This window comes from Tahibacter harae, assembly GCF_024437735.1.
GTDB classification, from domain to species: Bacteria; Pseudomonadota; Gammaproteobacteria; order Xanthomonadales; family Rhodanobacteraceae; genus Tahibacter; species Tahibacter harae.
Genome location: NZ_JANFQO010000023.1, coordinates 57,430 through 75,150, shown reverse-complemented (window position 1 = coordinate 75,150; position 17,721 = coordinate 57,430). Strand labels below are relative to the sequence as shown.

16 protein-coding genes are annotated in these 17,721 nt (G+C 68.3%); 11 read left to right on the top strand and 5 right to left on the bottom strand.

Annotated features, from left to right (window positions below; translation table 11 throughout):
- Positions 1-63: 63 nt before the first annotated feature.
- Both NM961_RS19985 and NM961_RS19980 read left to right on the top strand, forming a co-directional pair.
- Positions 64-1,023: a serine/threonine dehydratase gene (locus tag NM961_RS19985; protein WP_255916188.1), complete on the top strand. Its 960-nt coding sequence runs from the start codon at positions 64-66 to the stop codon at positions 1,021-1,023.
- A gap of 74 nt (positions 1,024-1,097) precedes the next feature.
- Entirely contained in the window at positions 1,098-2,048 is a 951-nt protein-coding gene (locus NM961_RS19980) for an aldo/keto reductase (RefSeq protein WP_255916187.1), read from the top strand.
- Positions 2,049-2,214: 166 nt separating this feature from the next.
- On the opposite strand, the gene NM961_RS19975 is transcribed toward NM961_RS19980, so the two are convergent.
- The 4 genes from NM961_RS19975 to NM961_RS19960 form a co-directional block, all read right to left on the bottom strand.
- Positions 2,215-3,630: a M20/M25/M40 family metallo-hydrolase gene (locus tag NM961_RS19975; RefSeq protein ID WP_255916186.1), complete on the bottom strand. Its 1,416-nt coding sequence runs from the start codon at positions 3,628-3,630 to the stop codon at positions 2,215-2,217.
- Between the two features lie 160 nt (positions 3,631-3,790).
- Positions 3,791-4,924 (bottom strand): NAD-dependent epimerase/dehydratase family protein, encoded by a 1,134-nt coding sequence (locus tag NM961_RS19970; protein ID WP_255916185.1) that lies wholly within the window; start codon positions 4,922-4,924, stop codon positions 3,791-3,793.
- Positions 4,921-6,273 (bottom strand): NTP/NDP exchange transporter, encoded by a 1,353-nt coding sequence (locus tag NM961_RS19965; protein WP_255916184.1) that lies wholly within the window; start codon positions 6,271-6,273, stop codon positions 4,921-4,923. Before NM961_RS19965 ends, NM961_RS19970 begins: the two co-directional genes overlap by 4 nt.
- Before the next feature lie 193 nt (positions 6,274-6,466).
- On the bottom strand, positions 6,467-6,928 hold the full coding sequence (locus NM961_RS19960; protein ID WP_255916183.1) for a MarR family winged helix-turn-helix transcriptional regulator: 462 nt from the start codon (positions 6,926-6,928) through the stop codon (positions 6,467-6,469).
- Between the two features lie 233 nt (positions 6,929-7,161).
- Between NM961_RS19960 and hppD the strand changes: the two genes are divergently transcribed.
- The 6 genes from hppD (at position 7,162) to NM961_RS19930 (ending at position 13,392) form a co-directional block, all read left to right on the top strand.
- Positions 7,162-8,247, top strand: a complete 1,086-nt coding sequence (hppD, locus tag NM961_RS19955) for a 4-hydroxyphenylpyruvate dioxygenase (protein ID WP_255916182.1) — start codon at positions 7,162-7,164, stop codon at positions 8,245-8,247.
- A gap of 85 nt (positions 8,248-8,332) precedes the next feature.
- On the top strand, positions 8,333-9,622 hold the full coding sequence (hmgA, locus tag NM961_RS19950) for a homogentisate 1,2-dioxygenase (protein WP_255916181.1): 1,290 nt from the start codon (positions 8,333-8,335) through the stop codon (positions 9,620-9,622).
- Positions 9,619-10,140, top strand: coding sequence for a hypothetical protein (locus tag NM961_RS19945; RefSeq protein ID WP_255916180.1), 522 nt, complete (start codon positions 9,619-9,621; stop codon positions 10,138-10,140). The genes hmgA and NM961_RS19945 overlap by 4 nt, the downstream gene beginning before the upstream one ends.
- Positions 10,137-11,141 (top strand): fumarylacetoacetate hydrolase family protein, encoded by a 1,005-nt coding sequence (locus tag NM961_RS19940; protein ID WP_255916179.1) that lies wholly within the window; start codon positions 10,137-10,139, stop codon positions 11,139-11,141. The genes NM961_RS19945 and NM961_RS19940 overlap by 4 nt, the downstream gene beginning before the upstream one ends.
- 110 nt (positions 11,142-11,251) lie before the next feature.
- Positions 11,252-11,920, top strand: a complete 669-nt coding sequence (gene maiA / locus NM961_RS19935; protein ID WP_255916178.1) for a maleylacetoacetate isomerase — start codon at positions 11,252-11,254, stop codon at positions 11,918-11,920.
- A 164-nt stretch (positions 11,921-12,084) separates the two neighbouring features.
- The gene (locus NM961_RS19930; RefSeq protein ID WP_255916177.1) at positions 12,085-13,392 is read left to right on the top strand and encodes a TolB-like translocation protein; all 1,308 of its coding nucleotides are present in this window, start codon (positions 12,085-12,087) and stop codon (positions 13,390-13,392) included.
- Positions 13,393-13,942: 550 nt separating this feature from the next.
- Here NM961_RS19930 and NM961_RS19925 read toward each other — a convergent pair.
- Positions 13,943-15,055, bottom strand: a complete 1,113-nt coding sequence (locus NM961_RS19925; RefSeq protein ID WP_255916176.1) for a PilT/PilU family type 4a pilus ATPase — start codon at positions 15,053-15,055, stop codon at positions 13,943-13,945.
- A 185-nt stretch (positions 15,056-15,240) separates the two neighbouring features.
- Here NM961_RS19925 and NM961_RS19920 point away from each other — a divergent pair, with 185 nt between their 5' ends.
- The 3 genes from NM961_RS19920 (at position 15,241) to NM961_RS19910 (ending at position 17,500) form a co-directional block, all read left to right on the top strand.
- On the top strand, positions 15,241-15,576 hold the full coding sequence (locus tag NM961_RS19920) for a DUF4398 domain-containing protein (RefSeq protein ID WP_255916175.1): 336 nt from the start codon (positions 15,241-15,243) through the stop codon (positions 15,574-15,576).
- Positions 15,573-16,925, top strand: a complete 1,353-nt coding sequence (locus tag NM961_RS19915; RefSeq protein ID WP_255916174.1) for an OmpA family protein — start codon at positions 15,573-15,575, stop codon at positions 16,923-16,925. The genes NM961_RS19920 and NM961_RS19915 overlap by 4 nt, the downstream gene beginning before the upstream one ends.
- 350 nt (positions 16,926-17,275) lie before the next feature.
- The gene (locus NM961_RS19910) at positions 17,276-17,500 is read left to right on the top strand and encodes an HP1242/YdcH family protein (protein WP_255916173.1); all 225 of its coding nucleotides are present in this window, start codon (positions 17,276-17,278) and stop codon (positions 17,498-17,500) included.
- Positions 17,501-17,721: the final 221 nt, after the last annotated feature.

Genomic DNA, 17,721 nt, shown 5'->3' with positions numbered 1-17,721 from the left:
CGCCGCGGGCCCAGCGCCCGTTCCCGGCGCCGGAGCGGCGTCCGTTGCCGCAGCGAGACCGCCGTGACCGAGACTTCCGCCCGCACCGAACTGCCGCGTAGCGCCGATATCGAGCAAGCCGCTGCCCGCATCGCCGCTCATGTGCGCGAAACCCCGCTGCTGCGGCCGGGCGGCGGCCTGGGCGGCGCGGCGGATGTCGTCCTCAAGCTGGAATGCCTGCAGCACACCGGCTCGTTCAAGCCGCGCGGCGCGTTCAACCGCGTGCTGGCCGAGGCGCAGCTGCCGGCGGCGGGGCTGATCGCCGCTTCCGGCGGCAATCACGGTGTGGCGGTCGCGCATGTCGCGCGCACCTTGGGCGTGGCGGCGGAAATCTTCGTGCCCGAGATCGCCGCGCCGGCCAAGCTGGCGCGCCTGCGCGACTACGGCGCCACGCTGCGCATCGGCGGCCGCGATTTCGCCGAGGCGCTGCAGGCCTGCGAGCGGCGCCGGCGCGAGAACGGCGCGCTGGGCGTGCATGCGTATGACGAATTCGCCGTGGTCGCCGGCCAGGGCACGCTGGCGCGGGAATTCGAGGCCCAGTCCGGCGGCCTGGACAGTGTGCTGATCGCGGTCGGCGGCGGCGGCCTGGTCGGCGGCGCGCTGGCCTGGTTCGGCCGCCGCGTGCAGGTGGTCGCCGTGGAGCCGCGGCGCAGTTGCGCGCTGCATGCGGCGCTGGCGGCCGGAGCGCCGGTTGCGGGCGAGGTCGGCGGCATCGCCGCCGATTCGCTGGGCGCGCGCCAGGCCGGTGAAATCGCTTTCGCGCTGGCGCGCGAGTCGCTGCATGCCAGCGTGCTGGTCGAGGACGAGGACATCATCGCCGCGCAGCAGCTGCTCTGGTCGCAGCTGCGCATCGTCGCCGAACCCGGCGGCGCCACGGCGCTGGCCGCGCTGCTCAGCGGTGCGTACCGGCCGCGGCCGGGCGAGCGCGTCGGCATCGTGGTCTGCGGCGCGAATACCGATCCCGGCACCGTCGCCGGCTGCTGAGCACCGCGGGCAATGCGCCGGAAAGTGGACTCCGCGCGCCGCAGCGAGCTTGCCGCCGCGCGCGCGGCGCTAGCATGGGCAATGTCCGCCGCGCCGGCGAGGTTCCCATGCTCAACCTGTCACGCCGCGATTTCCTCAGCGTTCTGGGCAGTGGCCTGCTGATGGCGCCGCTGTCGCCGGTACTTGGGCAGAACGCCACGCGGCTGCGGCGGCCGATTCCCCGCGACGGCCACCTGCTGCCGGTGATAGGCCTGGGCACTTGGCAGGCCTTCGATATCGCCGCCGATGCGGCCGCGCACGCCGATGCGCTGGCCACGCTGAAACTGCTGCTGCAGCAGCCGCAGAGCGTGATCGACACCTCGCCCATGTACGGCCGCGCCGAAGCCGTGCTGGGCCGGCTGCTGGGCGAAGCCGATGCCGCAGCCGCCGCGTTCGTCGCCACCAAGGTGTGGACGCGCGGCAAGGCCGAGGGCCGCGCCCAGATCGAAAATTCCTTCCGCCTGCTCGGTCGCACGACGATAGACCTGGTCCAGGTGCACAACCTGCTCGACTATGCCGCGCATCTGGAAACCCTGCAGGCGCTCAAGCGCGAAGGCCGCGTGCGCTACATCGGCGCGACGCACTACACCGCCGCCGCGCATGCACAGCTGGAAAGCCTGCTCGCCGGCGGCGTGCTGGATTTTATACAGATCAATTATTCGCTGGCCGAGCGCGAAGCCGCCGCGCGCCTGCTGCCGGCTGCCGCGGCCGCCGGCGTCGCGGTGCTGATCAACCGGCCCTTCGCCGAAGGCGAGATATTCCGCCGCAGCCGCGGCAAGCCGCTGCCGGACTGGGCCGGCGAGATCGGCTGCACCAGCTGGGCCCAGTTCGCGCTGAAATTCATCCTGGGCCAGCCCGCGGTAACCTGCGCGATTCCCGGCACGCGCAACCCAAAATACCTGGCCGACAACCTCGCCGCCGGCCAGGGCCCGCTGCCGGATGCGGCGCAGTGCGCGCGCATGGCGGCGTACTACGACGCGCTGTAGCGGCCTGCGCGAAGGTGTGATGTTCCGGCCTGCCGATGGTCCGGCAGGCATGGTCGAGGCGTGATGCGATACCCGCGTCGATCTCGCGGATGCCGCTGCGCCGCTGCCGCGAACCCGGCACCGTGGACAGCGCGCCCGTTGGCGGGCGCGCCATCGCAACCAGGCGTCACTGCTCGGCGTACCGCTTCACCAGCTCATGCAGGAAGCGCCGCCCGTCCAGCAACGACTTGACCCGTATGCGCTCGTTCAGGCCGTGCGCGCGGCTGCCTTCGGCATCGTGGAACATGCCGGAGATGCCGTAGGTCGGAATGCCGGCGGCATTGAGGAAGCGGCCGTCGGTGGCGCCGGTGCTCTGGGTCGGCACCACGGCGACGCCCGGCCAGACTTTTTCCGCGACCTTGCGCACCGGATCGAGGATTTCCCGCGACAGCTGCGGCGGCGACGAAGCCAGGCCTTCGCCGCCGACCAGCGAAATCGCGATCTTGTCGTCGGCGATCAGCTTGACCAGCTGTTCCTGCACGGAGGCGATGGGTTCGCCCGGCAGGATGCGGCAGTTCACATTGGCGCGGGCGCGCTGGGGCAGGGCGTTGGGCGCGTGGCCGCCTTCGACCATGGTCGGCGTACACGTCGTGCGCAAGGTGCCGTTCCAGGCCGGATTGCGCGTCCACAGGCGCTGCGCGGCCTGGGCATCGGGCGGATCGCGCAGCACGGCCTGCATGTCGGCCGCGACATCCGGCGCGACCAGTTCCGCCTGCTTGCTGAAATAGGCGCGCGTGACCGGGTTCAGGCGGATCGGGAACTGGTAGGCGCCGATGCGCTCCAGCGCGCCGCTGAGCTGCACCACCGCGTTCTCGCGCACCGGGCGCGAGCTGTGGCCGCCGGGATTGGTGATCTCCAGCAGGAAATCCTGGTAGACCTTCTCCCCGGCCTGCACCTGCAGCGCGACCGGCTCGCCTTTCGCATTCAGCTCGCCGCCGGCGCCTTCATTGATGACGAAGGCTGCTTTCAGCGTCTCGGGTCTGGTGCGCAGCAGCCATTCCACGCTGTTGAACGTTTCCGAGGTTTCCTCGCCGCAGGTCAGCGCGAGCTTGATGCCGCGGCGCGGCTTGAAGCCTTCCTGTTTGTAGCGGATCAGGCTGTCGGTGAACACCGCGGCCATGGCCTTGTCGTCGCTGGAGCCGCGCGCGTAGAAAAAGCCGTCTTCCTCGACCAGGGTGAAGGGATCGCGCTGCCAGTCTTCGCGCCGCGCCTCGACCACGTCCAGGTGCGCCAGCAGCAGTATCGGCTCGGCCTTGGCATCCGTGCCCGGGTACAGCGCGATCAGGGCGCCGTCCTTGGGCCGGTCCGGGGGCGCCAGGATCTGCATGTCGGCCTTGGGCAGGCCGGCCGCGGCCAGGCGCGCGGCCATGGCTTCGGCCGCGGCGGTGCAGCTGCCCACCGACAGCGTGGTGTTGATCTCGACCAACTGCTTGTACAGCGCGCGGAAGGCCTGTTCGTCGGCGCTGACGGGCTTGACCGGCGGCGCGGCCTGGGCCAGGCCGGCGGTGAGGATGAACGAGACAGCGGCGAGATAGCGGCGCATGACGGGTCCTGCTCGGGAACGAATCCCGAGCGTAGCCGGCGGCCGCGGCGGCGCAACGGGCCACAAGACATGGGTGACGCGGCCCGGGGCCTGATCCCGGCACCGCCCCCGGCGCGGGCCGGAGGCGGTTGCGGTCAGGCCGCCGCGCAGTCGTTGTGGCTCAGGCTTTCTGCTTTTTCCACAAATCCAGGACTTCCTTCTCCCGCTCCGCGCTGATGCCGGCGCGCAGCTTGGCCTGGCGTTCGGCCGGCTGCGCCTGGAACCAGGCCAGCGTGTCGGCCGCGGTCGCGGCCAGCGGGCGGAAGCTCAAGCCCTGTTTCAGGGCGCGGTCTATGCTGCGCTGGGCAAAGCCGGTGGAATCGCCCGAGGCCGGTATCCACACCGGCATGTCGCCCCAGGGCGAGACCTTCTGCGCTGCGAGGAAATCCGCCGGCACCCAGGTGAGTTCGGGCTTGGCGCCGATGGCCTTGGCTATGCCCTGCAGCATGCCGCGCATGTCCAGGCGCCGGGCCGGGCCGGTGGCGTTGAAGTTGCCGAATACGCGCTGCTCGGCCATGCGTATGGTCCATTCAGCCAGGTCGCGCGCGTCGATGAACTGCACCGGATCATCGCCCTTGCCCGGCGCCAGGATCTCGCCGCCGCGATGCAGGCGCAGCGGCCAGTAGCTGAAGCGGTCGGTCTCGTCGCCGGGGCCGACGATCAGGCCGGGGCGTATCACCGTGGTGATGTCCTTGAACCAGTGCTGCGCCTCCTGTTCCGAGCGCGCCTTGAGCGGGCCGTACAGGCTCATGTCGGCCTTGAGCGTGTCCAGGGTCTCGGCCATCGCATCCTTGCCGCCGTAGACCGCGGTGGGCGCGGATTCGTCGGCGCCGGGTGTGTCGTTGGCGGCATAGGCCGAGATGGTGGAGATGAAGATGTAGTGGCCGACCCGGCCCTTGAGCATCTGGCCCGCATCGCGCACCCAGAAGGGGAGCGTGGTCGGATTGTCGATGCAGACATCCCATTCGCCGTCCTTGAGCGCGGCCAGGTCGCCGGTGTTGCGGTCGCCGTGCAGTTCCTCGACGTCGCCCGGCCATTCCTTCTTCGGCTTTTTTCCACGATTGAACAAGGTGATCTTGTGGCCGCGCGCCAGCGCGTAGCGCACCTGGTGCGGACCGGTGAAGCCGGTGCCGCCCAGGATCAGGATGCGCAGCGGTTTTGCCGGCGCCGGCACGGCGGCGGAGACTAGCCCGGGCAGGGCCAGGGCGGCGGCGCTGGCGCCGACGAGTTGCAACCATTGGCGACGGTCGATCATGCACGCATTCCTCGGGTCAGTAGCAACGTGCCGGCGGCCGGCAGCAGCGGTGCGGACGGGGCCAGACGCGCATGGCGCCGGCCCAGCCACAGCGCCACGCCGAGCCACGCGGCGGACAGGGGGACGGCGGCCAGCGCGATGCCGGACAGGCCCAGGCCCAGCACGCTGAGCCCGACATGAGTCCAGGCGCCGAGCTGGTCGCCGAGGCGGAAGACAAACGTGTCGATGAAATTCTTGGCCTTGTACTTTTCCTCGCGCGCCAGCGGCACGTAGAGGATTTCCCGCGCCGCGCCGGTCAGGGCGAAATTGCCGGTGCGGCGCAGCACCTGGAACAGGATCACCACCGACAGCAGCGGCGCAGCGGCCAGGGCGAGGAAGCCGATGATGGACAGCAGCGGCAGCAGCGCCAGCACCGTGCCTACGCCAATGCGCTGGATCAGGCGGCCGGTCAGGGTCAGCTGCACCACCAGGGTCAGGCCGTTGACCCAGACATCGACCTGGGCGAAATACGCCGTGCGTGCGGCGCGGTCGGCGATTTCGCGCGCGACGATCTCGGCCTGCAGGAAATACAGGAAGGTCGAGCCCACCGTGAACAGCAGCATGAACAGCGCGATTGCGGCCAGGTAGGGCGAACGCACCACCCCGCTCAGGCCGGCCCAGATGCTGCCGCCGATGACTTCCTGCTCCAGCTGGCGCTGCTGCGGCTGGCCGCCGGCGGCGAGGCTGTCGCTGAGCGCGTACATCGTGCGCAGACCGGCTTCCAGCAGCAGGGCCGAGATGGCCAGCAGCACGACGTTGCCCACGCTGTGCACCAGCCAGCCCGTGATCAGGCCGCCGCAGATGCCGCCGAGCGTGCCGCCGGCGCCGATCACGCCGTACAGGCGGCGCGCCTGGCGCGTCTGGAACAGATCCGACATCACCGCCCAGAACAGCGATACGGCGAAGATGTTGAATACGCTGATCCAGACAAAAAACGCGCGGCCGACCCAGACCTGCGCCGCGGCCGGGGCGAAGCTCAGCAGCAGGCCGAAGCCGACCAGACACAGCACCAGGCTGCGGTAGGCCCAGGCCACGAAGCGCCGCCGCGGCAGGCGCGCGACCAGGCGCGAGAACAGCGGACTGATGACGATGGTGACGGTAAGCGTGCCCAGGAACAGCCAGGGCAGCTTGTTCACGCCGCCGGCCACGCCCATCTCGTCGCGGATGGGGCGCAGCACGTAGTAGCTGGCCAGCACGCAGAAAAAGTACAGGAAGGCCAGCGCCAGCGGCTTGCGTTCGTCGCGCCGTACGCTGAACAGGGTATGCAGCAGGCCGTCTTCCTGGCGCGGATCGGTTCCGGCCGCGCTCACGGGGAAGTTCCGGCAGAGTGGAAATGGCTACGGTTGGACGATGACATGGCAAACAGGATCCTGCAGCGCGGACAGCGCTGTCCTGTGCCGGATTACAGGGGCAGGGCGGTCCTGCCGGCCTGCGCGGGAAGTCAGGGGCGATGTTGCGGCGCCGGCGGATTCGATGTGCGCCGCAACAAATGCCGCGGCCGCCTCAGGCGCCGCGGCGGGCCAGTTCCTGTTCGGCCTGCAGCAGCTTTTCCAGGATGCGGGCGAGCCAGGACTGCTCCTCCGCATCCAGGTGGGCCAGCAGGCGCTGCTCGTGCTGCAGTGCCAGCGGCGCGACCTCGGCATGCACCTTGCGGCCCTTGGCGGTGAGGCTGAGCACGGACTGGCGCTTGTCATGCGCCGCGGTGGCGCGGCGCACACGGCCGTCCTTCATCAGCGCGGCCACGGCGCGGCTGACCGCGACCTTGTCCATGGCGGTGCGCTCGGCCACCTCGCGTGCGGAAAGCCCGTCGTAACGGCCGAGCACGGCAACCACGCGCCATTCGGTGATCGACAGCTGGAAGCGGTCCTCATATTCCCGCGCAATCGCCAGGCTGACCGTGTTGGACAGCACCGACAGGCGGTAGGGCAGGAAATTCTCCAGTTCCAGCAGTGTCTGCCCGGTCATTGGTGCGGTATCCCTTGCAAATGGTTTCAGATGAAACTATAACGGCGCCCACACTTGGTGCAAGCCGTCGTTTAGGTAAGGCCTGAGCAAGCGTCCACTGTACCGCTCTTGTGCCCGACGGCTTATCTCCAAGCCCCGCCAATCGCTTGCCGTGCAAGCTGTTGGCCGTCCCCTTGAGTCAAGGGGGCTCCATTCAAAGCCCTGTTCCGACTTGTTCCGGAGGTTTTCCAGCCATGAGTGCGCAGCCCAATCTCGGCATGCAGCCGACCCAGTTTGAAAACCCCATGGGCATCGACGGTTTCGAGTTCGTCGAATTCGCCGCCGCCGACGGCGCCCTGCTGCACGACCTGTTCAAGCGCATGGGCTTCACCGCCGTGGCGCGCCACCGCCGCCGCGCCATCACCCTGTACCGCCAGGGCGGAGTGAACTTCCTGGTCAACGAGGACAAGGACTCCTTCGCCGCCGACTTCGCCGCCGCCCACGGCCCCTGCGCCTGCGGCTTCGCCATCCGCGTGCAGAAGCCGGCCGACTGGGTGGCCGCGCAGGCCGTCGCCAACGGCGGTGCCTACGTCGATCACAAGGCCGATACCCGCGCCGTCGATACGCCGGTGATCAAGGGCATCGGCGACTGCATGCTGTACCTGGTCGACCGCTATGGCGATAAGGGCGATGTCTACGGCGAATTCGAGCCCATCGCCGGCGCCGAACAGAACCCGCCGGGTTTCGGCCTGACCTTCATCGACCACCTGACCCACAACCTCTACTTCGGCAACATGCAGAAGTGGTCGGACTACTACGAACGCCTGTTCAACTTCCGCGAGATCCGCTACTTCGACATCAAGGGCAGCAAGACCGGCCTGGTGTCCAAGGCCATGACCGCGCCCGACGGCGTGGTGCGCATCCCGCTGAACGAGTCCTCCGATCCCAAGAGCCAGATCAACGAATACCTGGATCAGTACCACGGCGAAGGCATCCAGCACATCGCCTGCTTCACCGACAACATCTACGAGACGGTGGAAGCCATGCGCGCCGCCGGGGTCGAATTCCTGGATACGCCCGACACCTATTTCGAGGTGATCGACCAGCGCGTGCCCAACCATGGCGAAGACGTGCCGCGCCTGGCGAAGAACAAGATCCTCATCGACGCCGACATGGAAACCAAGCAGCGCAAGCTGCTGCAGATCTTCACCCAGAACGCGATCGGCCCGATCTTTTTCGAGATCATCCAGCGCAAGGGCAACGAAGGCTTCGGCGAAGGCAATTTCCAGGCCCTGTTCGAGTCCATAGAACGCGACCAGATGCGCCGCGGCGTGCTGTAATCGGCGGTCCGCCGGCCTTGCGCCGGCGGCGTCATCGGCGGCCGCGCCGGCGCGGCCGCCGCGTCCTTCCCAGGAAGACACGGCCTTGAACTATCTATCCGGTTTCGGCAACGAACACGCCAGCGAAGCCCTGCCCGGCGCCTTGCCGCAGGGGCGCAACTCGCCCCAGCGCGTGCCTTACGGCCTTTACGCCGAGCAGATCTCCGGCACCGCCTTCACCGCGCCGCGGCATGCGAACCGGCGCAGCTGGCTGTACCGCATCCGTCCCGCCGCCCTGCACCGGCCGTTCGTGCCGTATGCCGGCGGCCTGTTCCACAACCGCTTCGAGGAAGCGCCGCCCACGCCCAACCAGCTGCGCTGGGATCCGCTGCCGCTGCCCGAGGCGGCGACCGATTTCATCGACGGCCTGGTCACCTACGCCGGCAACGGCTCGGCCGCGGCCCTGAGCGGCATCGCCATCCACCTGTACGCGGCCAACCGCGACATGCAGGGGCGCTATTTCTATTCCGCCGACAGCGAACTGCTGATCGTGCCGCAGCAGGGCCGCCTGCACCTGGCCACCGAGCTGGGCGTGCTGGAGCTGGAACCGCAGGAAATCGCGCTGATTCCGCGCGGCATCCGCTTCCGCGTCGCGCTGCCCGACGGCGCCGCGCGCGGCTACGTGTGCGAGAACTTCGGCGCGCACCTGCGCATACCGGATCTCGGCCCCATCGGTTCCAACGGCCTGGCCAATCCGCGCGATTTCCTCGCGCCGGCGGCGAGCTACGAGGACCTCGAAGGCGATTTCGAGCTGATCGCGAAATTCCAGGGCAACCTGTGGCGCGCAGCCATCGGCCATTCGCCGCTGGACGTGGTCGCCTGGCACGGCAACCACGTGCCGTACAAGTACGATCTGCGCCGCTTCAACACCATAGGCTCGATCAGCTACGACCATCCGGATCCGTCGATCTTCCTGGTGCTGACCTCGCCCAGCGATTCGCCCGGCGTCGGCAATATGGATTTTGTGATTTTTCCGCCGCGCTGGCTGGTGGCCGAGGATACCTTCCGCCCGCCCTGGTTCCACCGCAACATCGCCAGCGAATTCATGGGCCTGATCCACGGCGTCTACGACGCCAAGGCCGGCGGCTTCGCCCCGGGCGGCGCCAGCCTGCACAACTGCATGAGCGGCCACGGCCCGGACGCGGTCAGCTTCGACAAGGCCAGCGCTGCCGATGTGCGCAAGCCCGATCACATCGTCGACACCATGGCCTTCATGTTCGAGGCCCGCGCCGTGATCCGTCCCGCCGCGCAGGCGCTGGAATCGCCGCTGCTGCAGCAGGACTATCACGAATGCTGGCAAGGGCTGCGCAAGAATTTCGAACCGGCGCGGCCGTGAACGTCCGCCTCTTCCTGTCAGCCGCGGCGGTGCTGGTGTCGGGCTGCCAGACACTGCCTCAGCGGTCGCCGAGCCTGCTGCACAACCTCGACTTCAGTGCGCTGGCCTGGCAGGAAATCAGCGCTGATCCGATGTTGCAGCGAGCGGGAGATCCCGAATCCTGCTGGCCTGTGTACGCCGCTCTGCGCGCGGACGCGCCGGCTGGCTATGACGATTGCAACAGCGCGGCCAATCCGCTGGCGTGCATGGCGCAGGCGCGCCAGCAGGGACGCGTCGCCGCGCTGGTGCAGCTTGGCGCCGGTGATGATTCCATGGCGGGTTGGGCGGCGATTCAACGCCGCGACGGCCGCTTCGTGCTGTACGGTTACGACAGCAGCCCCTGCGGCGGCTGGCTGCCTTCCGCCTGCGGCTATTCATTGCACCGGGCCGAATGCGACGTACTTTCGCCGCCACAGGCTGATCCGGCCCGGCAGCTGGCCCTTTGCGACAAACCTTATTTCGGAGTGAAGCAGCAATGAAACTCGCAAGTCTCAAGGAAGGCGGCCGCGACGGCACGCTGATCGTGGTCAGCCGGGATCTGAGCCATGCGCTGCGGGCCGATGGCATAGCGCCGACGCTGCAGCGCGCGCTGGAGGACTGGAGCACGCTGGCGCCGCGCCTGAACGCGCTGTCGGAACAGCTCAACGCGGCGGTCGCCGCGGGTGACGCGGGCAAGCTGCCGGGCGCCTTCGCGCTGGACGTCAGCCGCCTCGCCGCGCCGCTGCCGCGCGCCTACGAATTCGTCGACGGCAGCGCCTACCTGCCGCACGTGGAGCGCGTGCGCAAGGCGCGCAACGCCGAAGTGCCGGCCTCGTTCTACGTCGATCCGCTGATGTACCAGGCCACCAGCGCCGGCTTCTACGGCCCGCGCGATCCGGTCGTGGTGCCCAGCGAGACCTACGGCATCGATCTGGAAGCCGAGATCGTCGTCATCACCGATGACGTGCCCATGGCGGTCACGCCGGCTGCGGCGGCCGACCATATCCAGCTGATCGGCCTGGTCAACGACGTCAGCCTGCGCAACCTGATCCCGGACGAACTGGCCAAGGGCTTCGGCTTCCTGCAGTCCAAGCCGCGCTCGGCCCTGTCGCCGGTATTCGTCACGCCGGACGAACTGGGCGATGCCTGGCAGGACAGCAAGCTGCACCTGGCCCTGACCACCCACCTCAACGGCAAGTGGTTCGGCGCGCCGGAAGCCGGGGTGGACATGCAGTTCAATTTCGCCCAGCTGATCGCCCATGCCGCCAAGACCCGGCCGCTCAGCGCCGGTACCATCGTCGGCTCCGGCACCATCGCCAACCAGGACACCAGCACCGGCGCTTCCTGCCTGGCCGAGCAGCGCGTGGTGGAGACCCTGCGCGACGGCAAGCCGTCTACGCCCTTCATGCAGTTCGGCGACCGCATCCGCATCGAGATGTTCGACCGCGCCGGCAACAGCATCTTCGGCGCCATCGAGCAGACCATGCAGGCGCCGGCCTGATGCGCAGTCCGCCGCCGGCCCGCGCCGGCGGCATTGGCGGCGCGCAGGCAAGGGAGTAGATTCATCGCCGTGCCGGCGCAAGGCCGGACGGCGTCTCACGGAGGTGGGCGATGTCGGCAGACGGCTTGCGGCTGTACAGCTACTGGCGCTCCAGCGCGGCGTACCGGGTACGCATCGCGCTCAATCTGAAAGGGCTGCCCTACGAGATCCTGCCGGTGCACCTCACCGCCGGCGGCGGCCAGCAGCATGCGCCGGAATACCACCAGGTGAATCCGCAGGAACTGGTGCCGACGCTGCTCGACGGCGGCCGCGTGATCCGCCAGTCCATGGCCATCATCGAATACCTGGACGAATCCTACGACGGCGAACTCAAGCTGCTGCCGCCGACCGCGCGCGACCGCGCCCGGGTCCGCGCCCTGGCCCAGCTGGTCGCCTGCGACATCCACCCGATCAACAACCTGCGCGTGCTGCAGTACCTGGAGCGCGAGTTCAACGCGCCCGAGGTAGAGCGCGAGCGCTGGTCGCGCCACTGGATCGCCGAGGGCTTCCGCGCGTTCGAGTCGCTGCTGGCGGAAAATCCGTCCACCGGCCAGTTCTGCGAGGGCGACGATCCCAGCCTGGCGGATGTCTGTCTTGTTCCACAGGTATACAACGCGCGGCGCTGGGGGCTGGACCTGAACCCATACCCGACCATAGTCCGCATCGACGAGGAATGCCGCCGCCTGCCCGCGTTCGACCGGGCGCGGCCGGAAAACCAGCCGGATGCGCCGCCGGCCTGAGCGGCAAGAAAAGTCGGCGTGCCGCGTGCTTGTGATCTGGCCGCAGTAGACCCGTCTGTCGCGCGCTGATCCGGCCGGCCGGGGACGGCGCGCGCCGCCGTGTTTGAGGTTTGCACCGCGGCACTGCGTATCCGGATTCCGAGAACCCCTGTTCCGGAGCCGTCATGCCGTATCCCGCCTTTCCATCTTCCGTCCTGCGTCTTGCCGCGATCCTGCTGCTGGGCGGCTTCTTTGCCGCGCCCGCGCTTGCCGTCGAGCGCATCAGTGTTTCCAGCAACAGCGCCCAGGGCGGCAGCCAGAGCCGCTATCCGGCGATCTCCGCCGATGGCCGCTACGTCGCCTTCGTCAGCGATGCGAGCAATCTCGTCCCCGGCGATACCAACGGCGCACCGGACGTGTTCCTGCGCGACCGCGTGCTGGGCACCACGGTGCGCATCAGCAACAAGTCCGACGGCAGCCAGAGCAACGGCATCAGCTTCGCACCGTCGATTTCCGGCGACGGTATGCGCATCGTGTTCTCTTCCTACGGTTCGCTGCTGCCGAATTCAGGCTGGCGCAATTGCTACCTGTACGACCGCAGCAACGGCAGCCTGCAGATCCTCGATCTCAAGCCCGACGGCGGCGCAGGCACTTTCGGCTGCGACGATCCAACCATCGACCTGGCCGGCCGCCGTGTCGCCTTCACTTCGCGCGATTTGCTCGCTGCCGGCGACAACAACGGTTATTCCGATATCTTCGTGCGCGATCTCGCGTCCACTACATCGCGCCGCATCAGCCTTGCGCCCGGCGGCGGCGACGCCAATCTCTCCAGCAGCGATGCGCGTATTTCCGCCGACGGCAGTCGCGTCATCTTTGCCTCGTCCGCGAGCAATCTCGTCGCCGGCGACAGCAACGGCATCGTCGACGTCTTCCTGGCCGCTTTCGACGGCAGCGTGCCCATCACCCGCGTCAACGTCGGCCCATCCGGTACGCAGGCCAATGGTTTCAGCGAGTACGACGGGGCGCTCAATGCCAATGGCAGCCTGCTCGCGTTCGCGAGCAAGGCCCCGTCGCTGCCGGACTGGGGCGAATTCGCCGAGACCACCATGTACCTGCGCATCCCTTCCAGCGACGCCACCATCGCGCTCAGCATTCCCTCGGGCAATCTCGCGCGGGAAAGCACCAACATCGATCCGGATTTCGACTACAGCGGACGCTATCTGGTGTTCGCCTCGGGCGATGTGCAGTACCCCGGCAGCGAGCCGGGCGTCTACGTGGTCGATTTGCTGCGCGGTCTGATCGCCCTGGTCAGCGTGGGCGGTGAAAGCGGTAACGTCTACATGCCGCGCCTCAGCGCGGATGGCACCGGCGTGGTCTGGTATTCGTACTCGGCGATCCAGGTGCCCAACGACACCAACGGCACCTGGGATGTGTTCTATGCGGAGAATCCGCTGTGGACGGAGATGGCGTTGTTTGCGGATGGGTTTGAGTGAGGTGGGGTGGAGGCGGGATTCGAAATTCGTGGTTCGAAATTCGAGGTTCGCGCTGGAGGTTGAGATTTGGAATTGAGATTGGGATTGAGGTTCGAGGTTGAAGTTTCGAGGTTCTGAGATACGGGTCTGGATAGCCGGCTGTAGCGACACGGCGGGGAAATTCCCTCTCCCCCAAGCTTGCTTGGGGGAGAGGGCCGGGGTGAGGGGGAGACGCTCGATCTGGTCGCTACGTTTGGATTTTCGCCAGGATTTTCAATAAAAGGCGATGGCGAAAATCCCGGCTCGAAGGCAATCTGAAGCGTCGCCCTCTCACCCAACCCTCTCCCCCAAGCAAGCTTGGGAGAGAAGACTTTCTGCGTTGATCCGGCGTCTGGAACTCGTATTTGGCGCAAGTCCGGACTCCTTTCGGCCCATCCGTCTCAGCTGATCTCACCCCAGCCCAGGCCAGGCTAGACCAGCCCAGGCCAGTCCATCTCAACCCAGCCCAGCTCCAGCCCCAAAACAAAAACGGCGCCCTGCGGCGCCGTTTTTGTTCGTACGCAAGCGTTCCTCAGAACGCCGACAGATTGAACGGATCATGCTCCGCCGCAATGTTGTCGCCGCCGCCTTCGGCCAGGCGGATCTTCAGGGCCAGGCCATCGCGCGAGTCCGCCTTGGCCAGGGCTTCCTCCAGCTCGATGCGGCCTTCCTTGTACAGCGTGTACAGGGCGCGGTCGAAGGTCTGCATGCCTTCCTGCAGCGAGCGGTCCATGGCTTCCTTGATCTCGTGCACCTGGCCGCGGCGCATCAGGTCGCGGATGTGCGGGGTGTTGATCAGGATTTCCACCGCCGGCAGGCGGCGGCCGTCCTTGCCGATGACCAGACGCTGGGAGATGACGGCCTTGAGGTTCAGGGCCAGGTTCATCAGGATGTTCTTGTGCGACGCCTCGGGGAAGAAATTGAGGATGCGCTCGATGGTCTGGTCGGCGTTGTTGGAATGCAGCGTGGCCAGGCAGATATGGCCGGTTTCGGAGAACGCGATGGCGGCCTCCATGGTCTCCACGTCGCGGATCTCGCCGATCATGATGACGTCCGGCGCTTCGCGCATCGCGTTCTTCAGCGCCTCGTGGTAGCTGTGCGTGTCCAGGCCGACTTCGCGCTGGTTCACGATCGACTTCTTGTGCCGGTGCAGGTATTCGATCGGATCCTCGATGGTGAGGATGTGGCCGGACTGGCTGGAGTTGCGGTGGTCGATCATCGCCGCGAGCGTGGTCGACTTGCCCGAGCCGGTGGCGCCGACGACCAGGATCAGGCCGCGCGGCTCCATGATGATGTCCTTGAAGATCTGCGGCAGCTTGAGCGTATCCACGGTGGGGATCTCGCTCTTGATCGCACGGATCACCATGCCGACTTCGCCGCGCTGCTTGAACACGTTGATGCGGAAGCGGCCGGCGTCCTTCACCGCGATGGCCATGTTGAGTTCCAGGTCGCGCTCGAACTGCGGCACCTGGCCTTCGTCCATCAGCGAATAGGCGATTTTCTTGACCATGCCGCCGGGCAGGCCGGTATTGCCCAGCGGATACAGCTTGCCCTCGACCTTGATGTTCACCGGGGCGCCCGTCGTCAGGAACATGTCCGACGCGCCTTTCTCGGTCATTAGCTTGAGGAAGTAGCCGATATCCATTAGCTCGCCTCGCGAGATACGGGACGGCTGTCGCCGTCGTTTATGCTGGAATCCCGTCGCGGGACTGGGCGACGTCGCGTTGCAACGATCGTGCCGGGTCCACAGAATAGCGACGTCATTCCCCCCTGATTGCGGCCGAAGTTATGACACCAACGCGGAGAAAAATCCATGTATTGGCGCCGCTTTTGCTCGCATTCCTGAGCCCGGCCGCAGCCCGCGAGCGGGCGCCGCTGCCGGAGCTGCAAGGGGCCGCGGACGCGGTCGCGCTGGCCGCCGCCGAAGGCGCCTCGACGTATGCGCCGCTGGAGCTGCGTTACGCCGGCGAACAGCTGGACCAGGCGCGCCAGGCCCAGGCCCAGGGCGATCTGCGCCAGGCGCGCCTGCTGCTGGAGCAGTCCAAGGTGAACAGCGACCTGGCCGTGGCCAAGTCGCGCCTGGGCCGCACGCGCGAGGCGGTGCAGGTGCAGGAAGCCGCCAACGCGCGCCTGCGCGGGAACGGCGCCGCGGCGGAGCGGCCATGAAGTTCGGCGTGGCCGTCGTCCTGCTGTGCGGCCTGCTCGCCGCCTGCGGCTCCACGCCGCGGCGCGATCTGGAGTTCGATCGCCTGCACGCGAGCCTGCAGGCGCTTTCCACCGATCCGGAATTTGCACGCCTGGCCCTGGCCGAGCGCGCCCTGGCCGAAGCCGCCGTGCGCCGGCTGGATGCGAGCAGCGTCAACGCGGCCGAGCACGCCCATCTGGCCTATCTGGCGGAGCGGCGCGTGGACATCGCCTACATCGCCGCGCAGACCGAGCAGGAAAGCGCGCGCCTGGCCGAGCTGGAGCGCGAACACGCCAGCCTGCAACTGGCCGCGAGCCGGCGCGAGAACGCCGCCATGCGCGAGGAACTGGAACGCCAGCGCCAGCGCGAACTGGTGCAGCAGGAAGTGGCGCAGCGCGGGCTGGAGCAAGGGCATGCGGCTTCGCCTGCGGGTGCTGCTTCGGCCGCGGCGGCGCGCCCGGATGCGGCTATCGGGGTAGCGGGAGCGGCATCGTCGGGTGCGGCAGCGGCCAGGCCGGCGCCGGCTGATGCAATGGCGGGCGCCAGGCCGGAGTCTCTGCCTGCGGCGGCCCCCGCGCCCGGCGCCGCCGCTCCGGTGCCGGCCGCGCCAGCGGTTTCGGCATCTGCCGCTTCCGGCGCCGTGCCGCCGCCCGTCGCGGTTCCGCCGTCTGCGGCGCCCGCAGCCGTTGCGGCGTCCGGCTCCGCCGCTGCGCGCGCGGCTTCCGCAACGCCCGATCCCGTGCTGCCGGCCAGATCCGCGGCTGGCGCGCCGGCGGCGCAGACGGCATTTGAGCCGGCTGCGGCGGCGTCGGATCGGGCCTTCGCCGCGGCGCCGCCGGACCAGGCTGCCGCCGCCGCGCCGCCGGCTCCCGCGCCGGATCCTCTGCAACCCGGCGCCGCCGTGATGCCCGCGCCGGAAGCCGGCGAAATCCCGCTGGCCCGCCGTCTGGCCCAGCTGGTGCCGGAGACCGGCGCCGAGGGCGAGCAGCTCACGCTGGAAGATCTCGTCTTCGAACCGGGTACGGCCCAGCTCGTGGCCGAGGCGGGCGTGGGCATCGCCCGCGTGGCCGCCTTCGTCAACAGCCAGCCGGAGCGGGCCATCCGCATCGAAGGCCATACCGATGCCACCGGCAGTCCGGATGCGAACCGCGCGCTGTCGCTGCGCCGCGCCGAAGCCGTGCGCGATGCGCTGATCGCCGCCGGCGTCGCCGCGCAGCGCATCGAGGTGTCGGGCGAGGGCTCGGCGCGGCCGGTCGCGTCCAACGACGACGCGGATGGCCGCGCGCGCAACCGGCGCGTCGTGGTGGTGTTGCGGCCTGCGGCCGGATGAGGCGGCTTGGATCCCCGAACACACGTCGGTTTGACCGCCGCGCCGACTGAACTTCTTCACTCAAGTTACTGAGTGTGAACACGGCCCGTGTGCTGTTTGCGCGGGCCCGGGCAAAGGAGTAGGGTGATTCCGCAGCCGACCGGTCTACGCGGCACGGCTGCCGAATCCATGCAGACCAGCGCATCGCCGAAGTCCGAGGAAACTCCGCCGCCACCGCCGCGTGGCGGGCCGGGATGCGCGATGGTGCCTGACCCGCTTCACTTCAGTTTCACGCACAGCCTGCGCCGCGGGCGCCCTCTGGGTGCCGGCGGCGTTTGCGTGCGCCTTACGCAACGAGAGGAGAACGGCTGATGTTCGAGAATCACCAGAAATCCGAGATCGACGCATTGCTCAAGGCGAGCACCGAATTCCGCAGCCTGTACCAGCGCCACCAGGAACTGGACAGCAAATTGCGCGACGCCGATCTCGGAGTGCTGCCCATGGACGACACCACCCTGCATTCCCTGAAGAAAGAAAAGCTCCGCGCCAAGGACCGCCTGGTCCAGTTGTGGGAACACCGCGAAGGCGCCCACTGAGCGTCCGCCCACCGGACCTCCCCGATTCCGCCGCGTCCGGCCGGCCTCTGGCGCCGGACGCGGCAATGCCCCATCGAACCTCGCCGTCAATGCCGCCTGCCGCGGCCGCGCTCGCCGGCGTCTGAGCCTCCTGTCCGCAGCGCCGCCAGGCCTGTGCAAGTCCTGCGCAAGCCCGTGCTCCATCGCGCAAATCCAGCAACTTCCGCGGCCGGCGCGGGCAC

Coding starts and splice junctions, on each gene's coding strand:
- NM961_RS19980 (WP_255916187.1), top strand. CDS start 1,098: ATGGGCAATGTCCGCCGCGCCGGCGAGGTTCCCATGCTCAACCTGTCA.
- NM961_RS19975 (WP_255916186.1), bottom strand. CDS start 3,630: ATGCGCCGCTATCTCGCCGCTGTCTCGTTCATCCTCACCGCCGGCCTG.
- NM961_RS19970 (WP_255916185.1), bottom strand. CDS start 4,924: ATGATCGACCGTCGCCAATGGTTGCAACTCGTCGGCGCCAGCGCCGCC.
- NM961_RS19960 (WP_255916183.1), bottom strand. CDS start 6,928: ATGACCGGGCAGACACTGCTGGAACTGGAGAATTTCCTGCCCTACCGC.
- hppD (WP_255916182.1), top strand. CDS start 7,162: ATGAGTGCGCAGCCCAATCTCGGCATGCAGCCGACCCAGTTTGAAAAC.
- NM961_RS19940 (WP_255916179.1), top strand. CDS start 10,137: ATGAAACTCGCAAGTCTCAAGGAAGGCGGCCGCGACGGCACGCTGATC.
- maiA (WP_255916178.1), top strand. CDS start 11,252: ATGTCGGCAGACGGCTTGCGGCTGTACAGCTACTGGCGCTCCAGCGCG.
- NM961_RS19930 (WP_255916177.1), top strand. CDS start 12,085: ATGCCGTATCCCGCCTTTCCATCTTCCGTCCTGCGTCTTGCCGCGATC.
- NM961_RS19925 (WP_255916176.1), bottom strand. CDS start 15,055: ATGGATATCGGCTACTTCCTCAAGCTAATGACCGAGAAAGGCGCGTCG.
- NM961_RS19915 (WP_255916174.1), top strand. CDS start 15,573: ATGAAGTTCGGCGTGGCCGTCGTCCTGCTGTGCGGCCTGCTCGCCGCC.
- NM961_RS19910 (WP_255916173.1), top strand. CDS start 17,276: ATGTTCGAGAATCACCAGAAATCCGAGATCGACGCATTGCTCAAGGCG.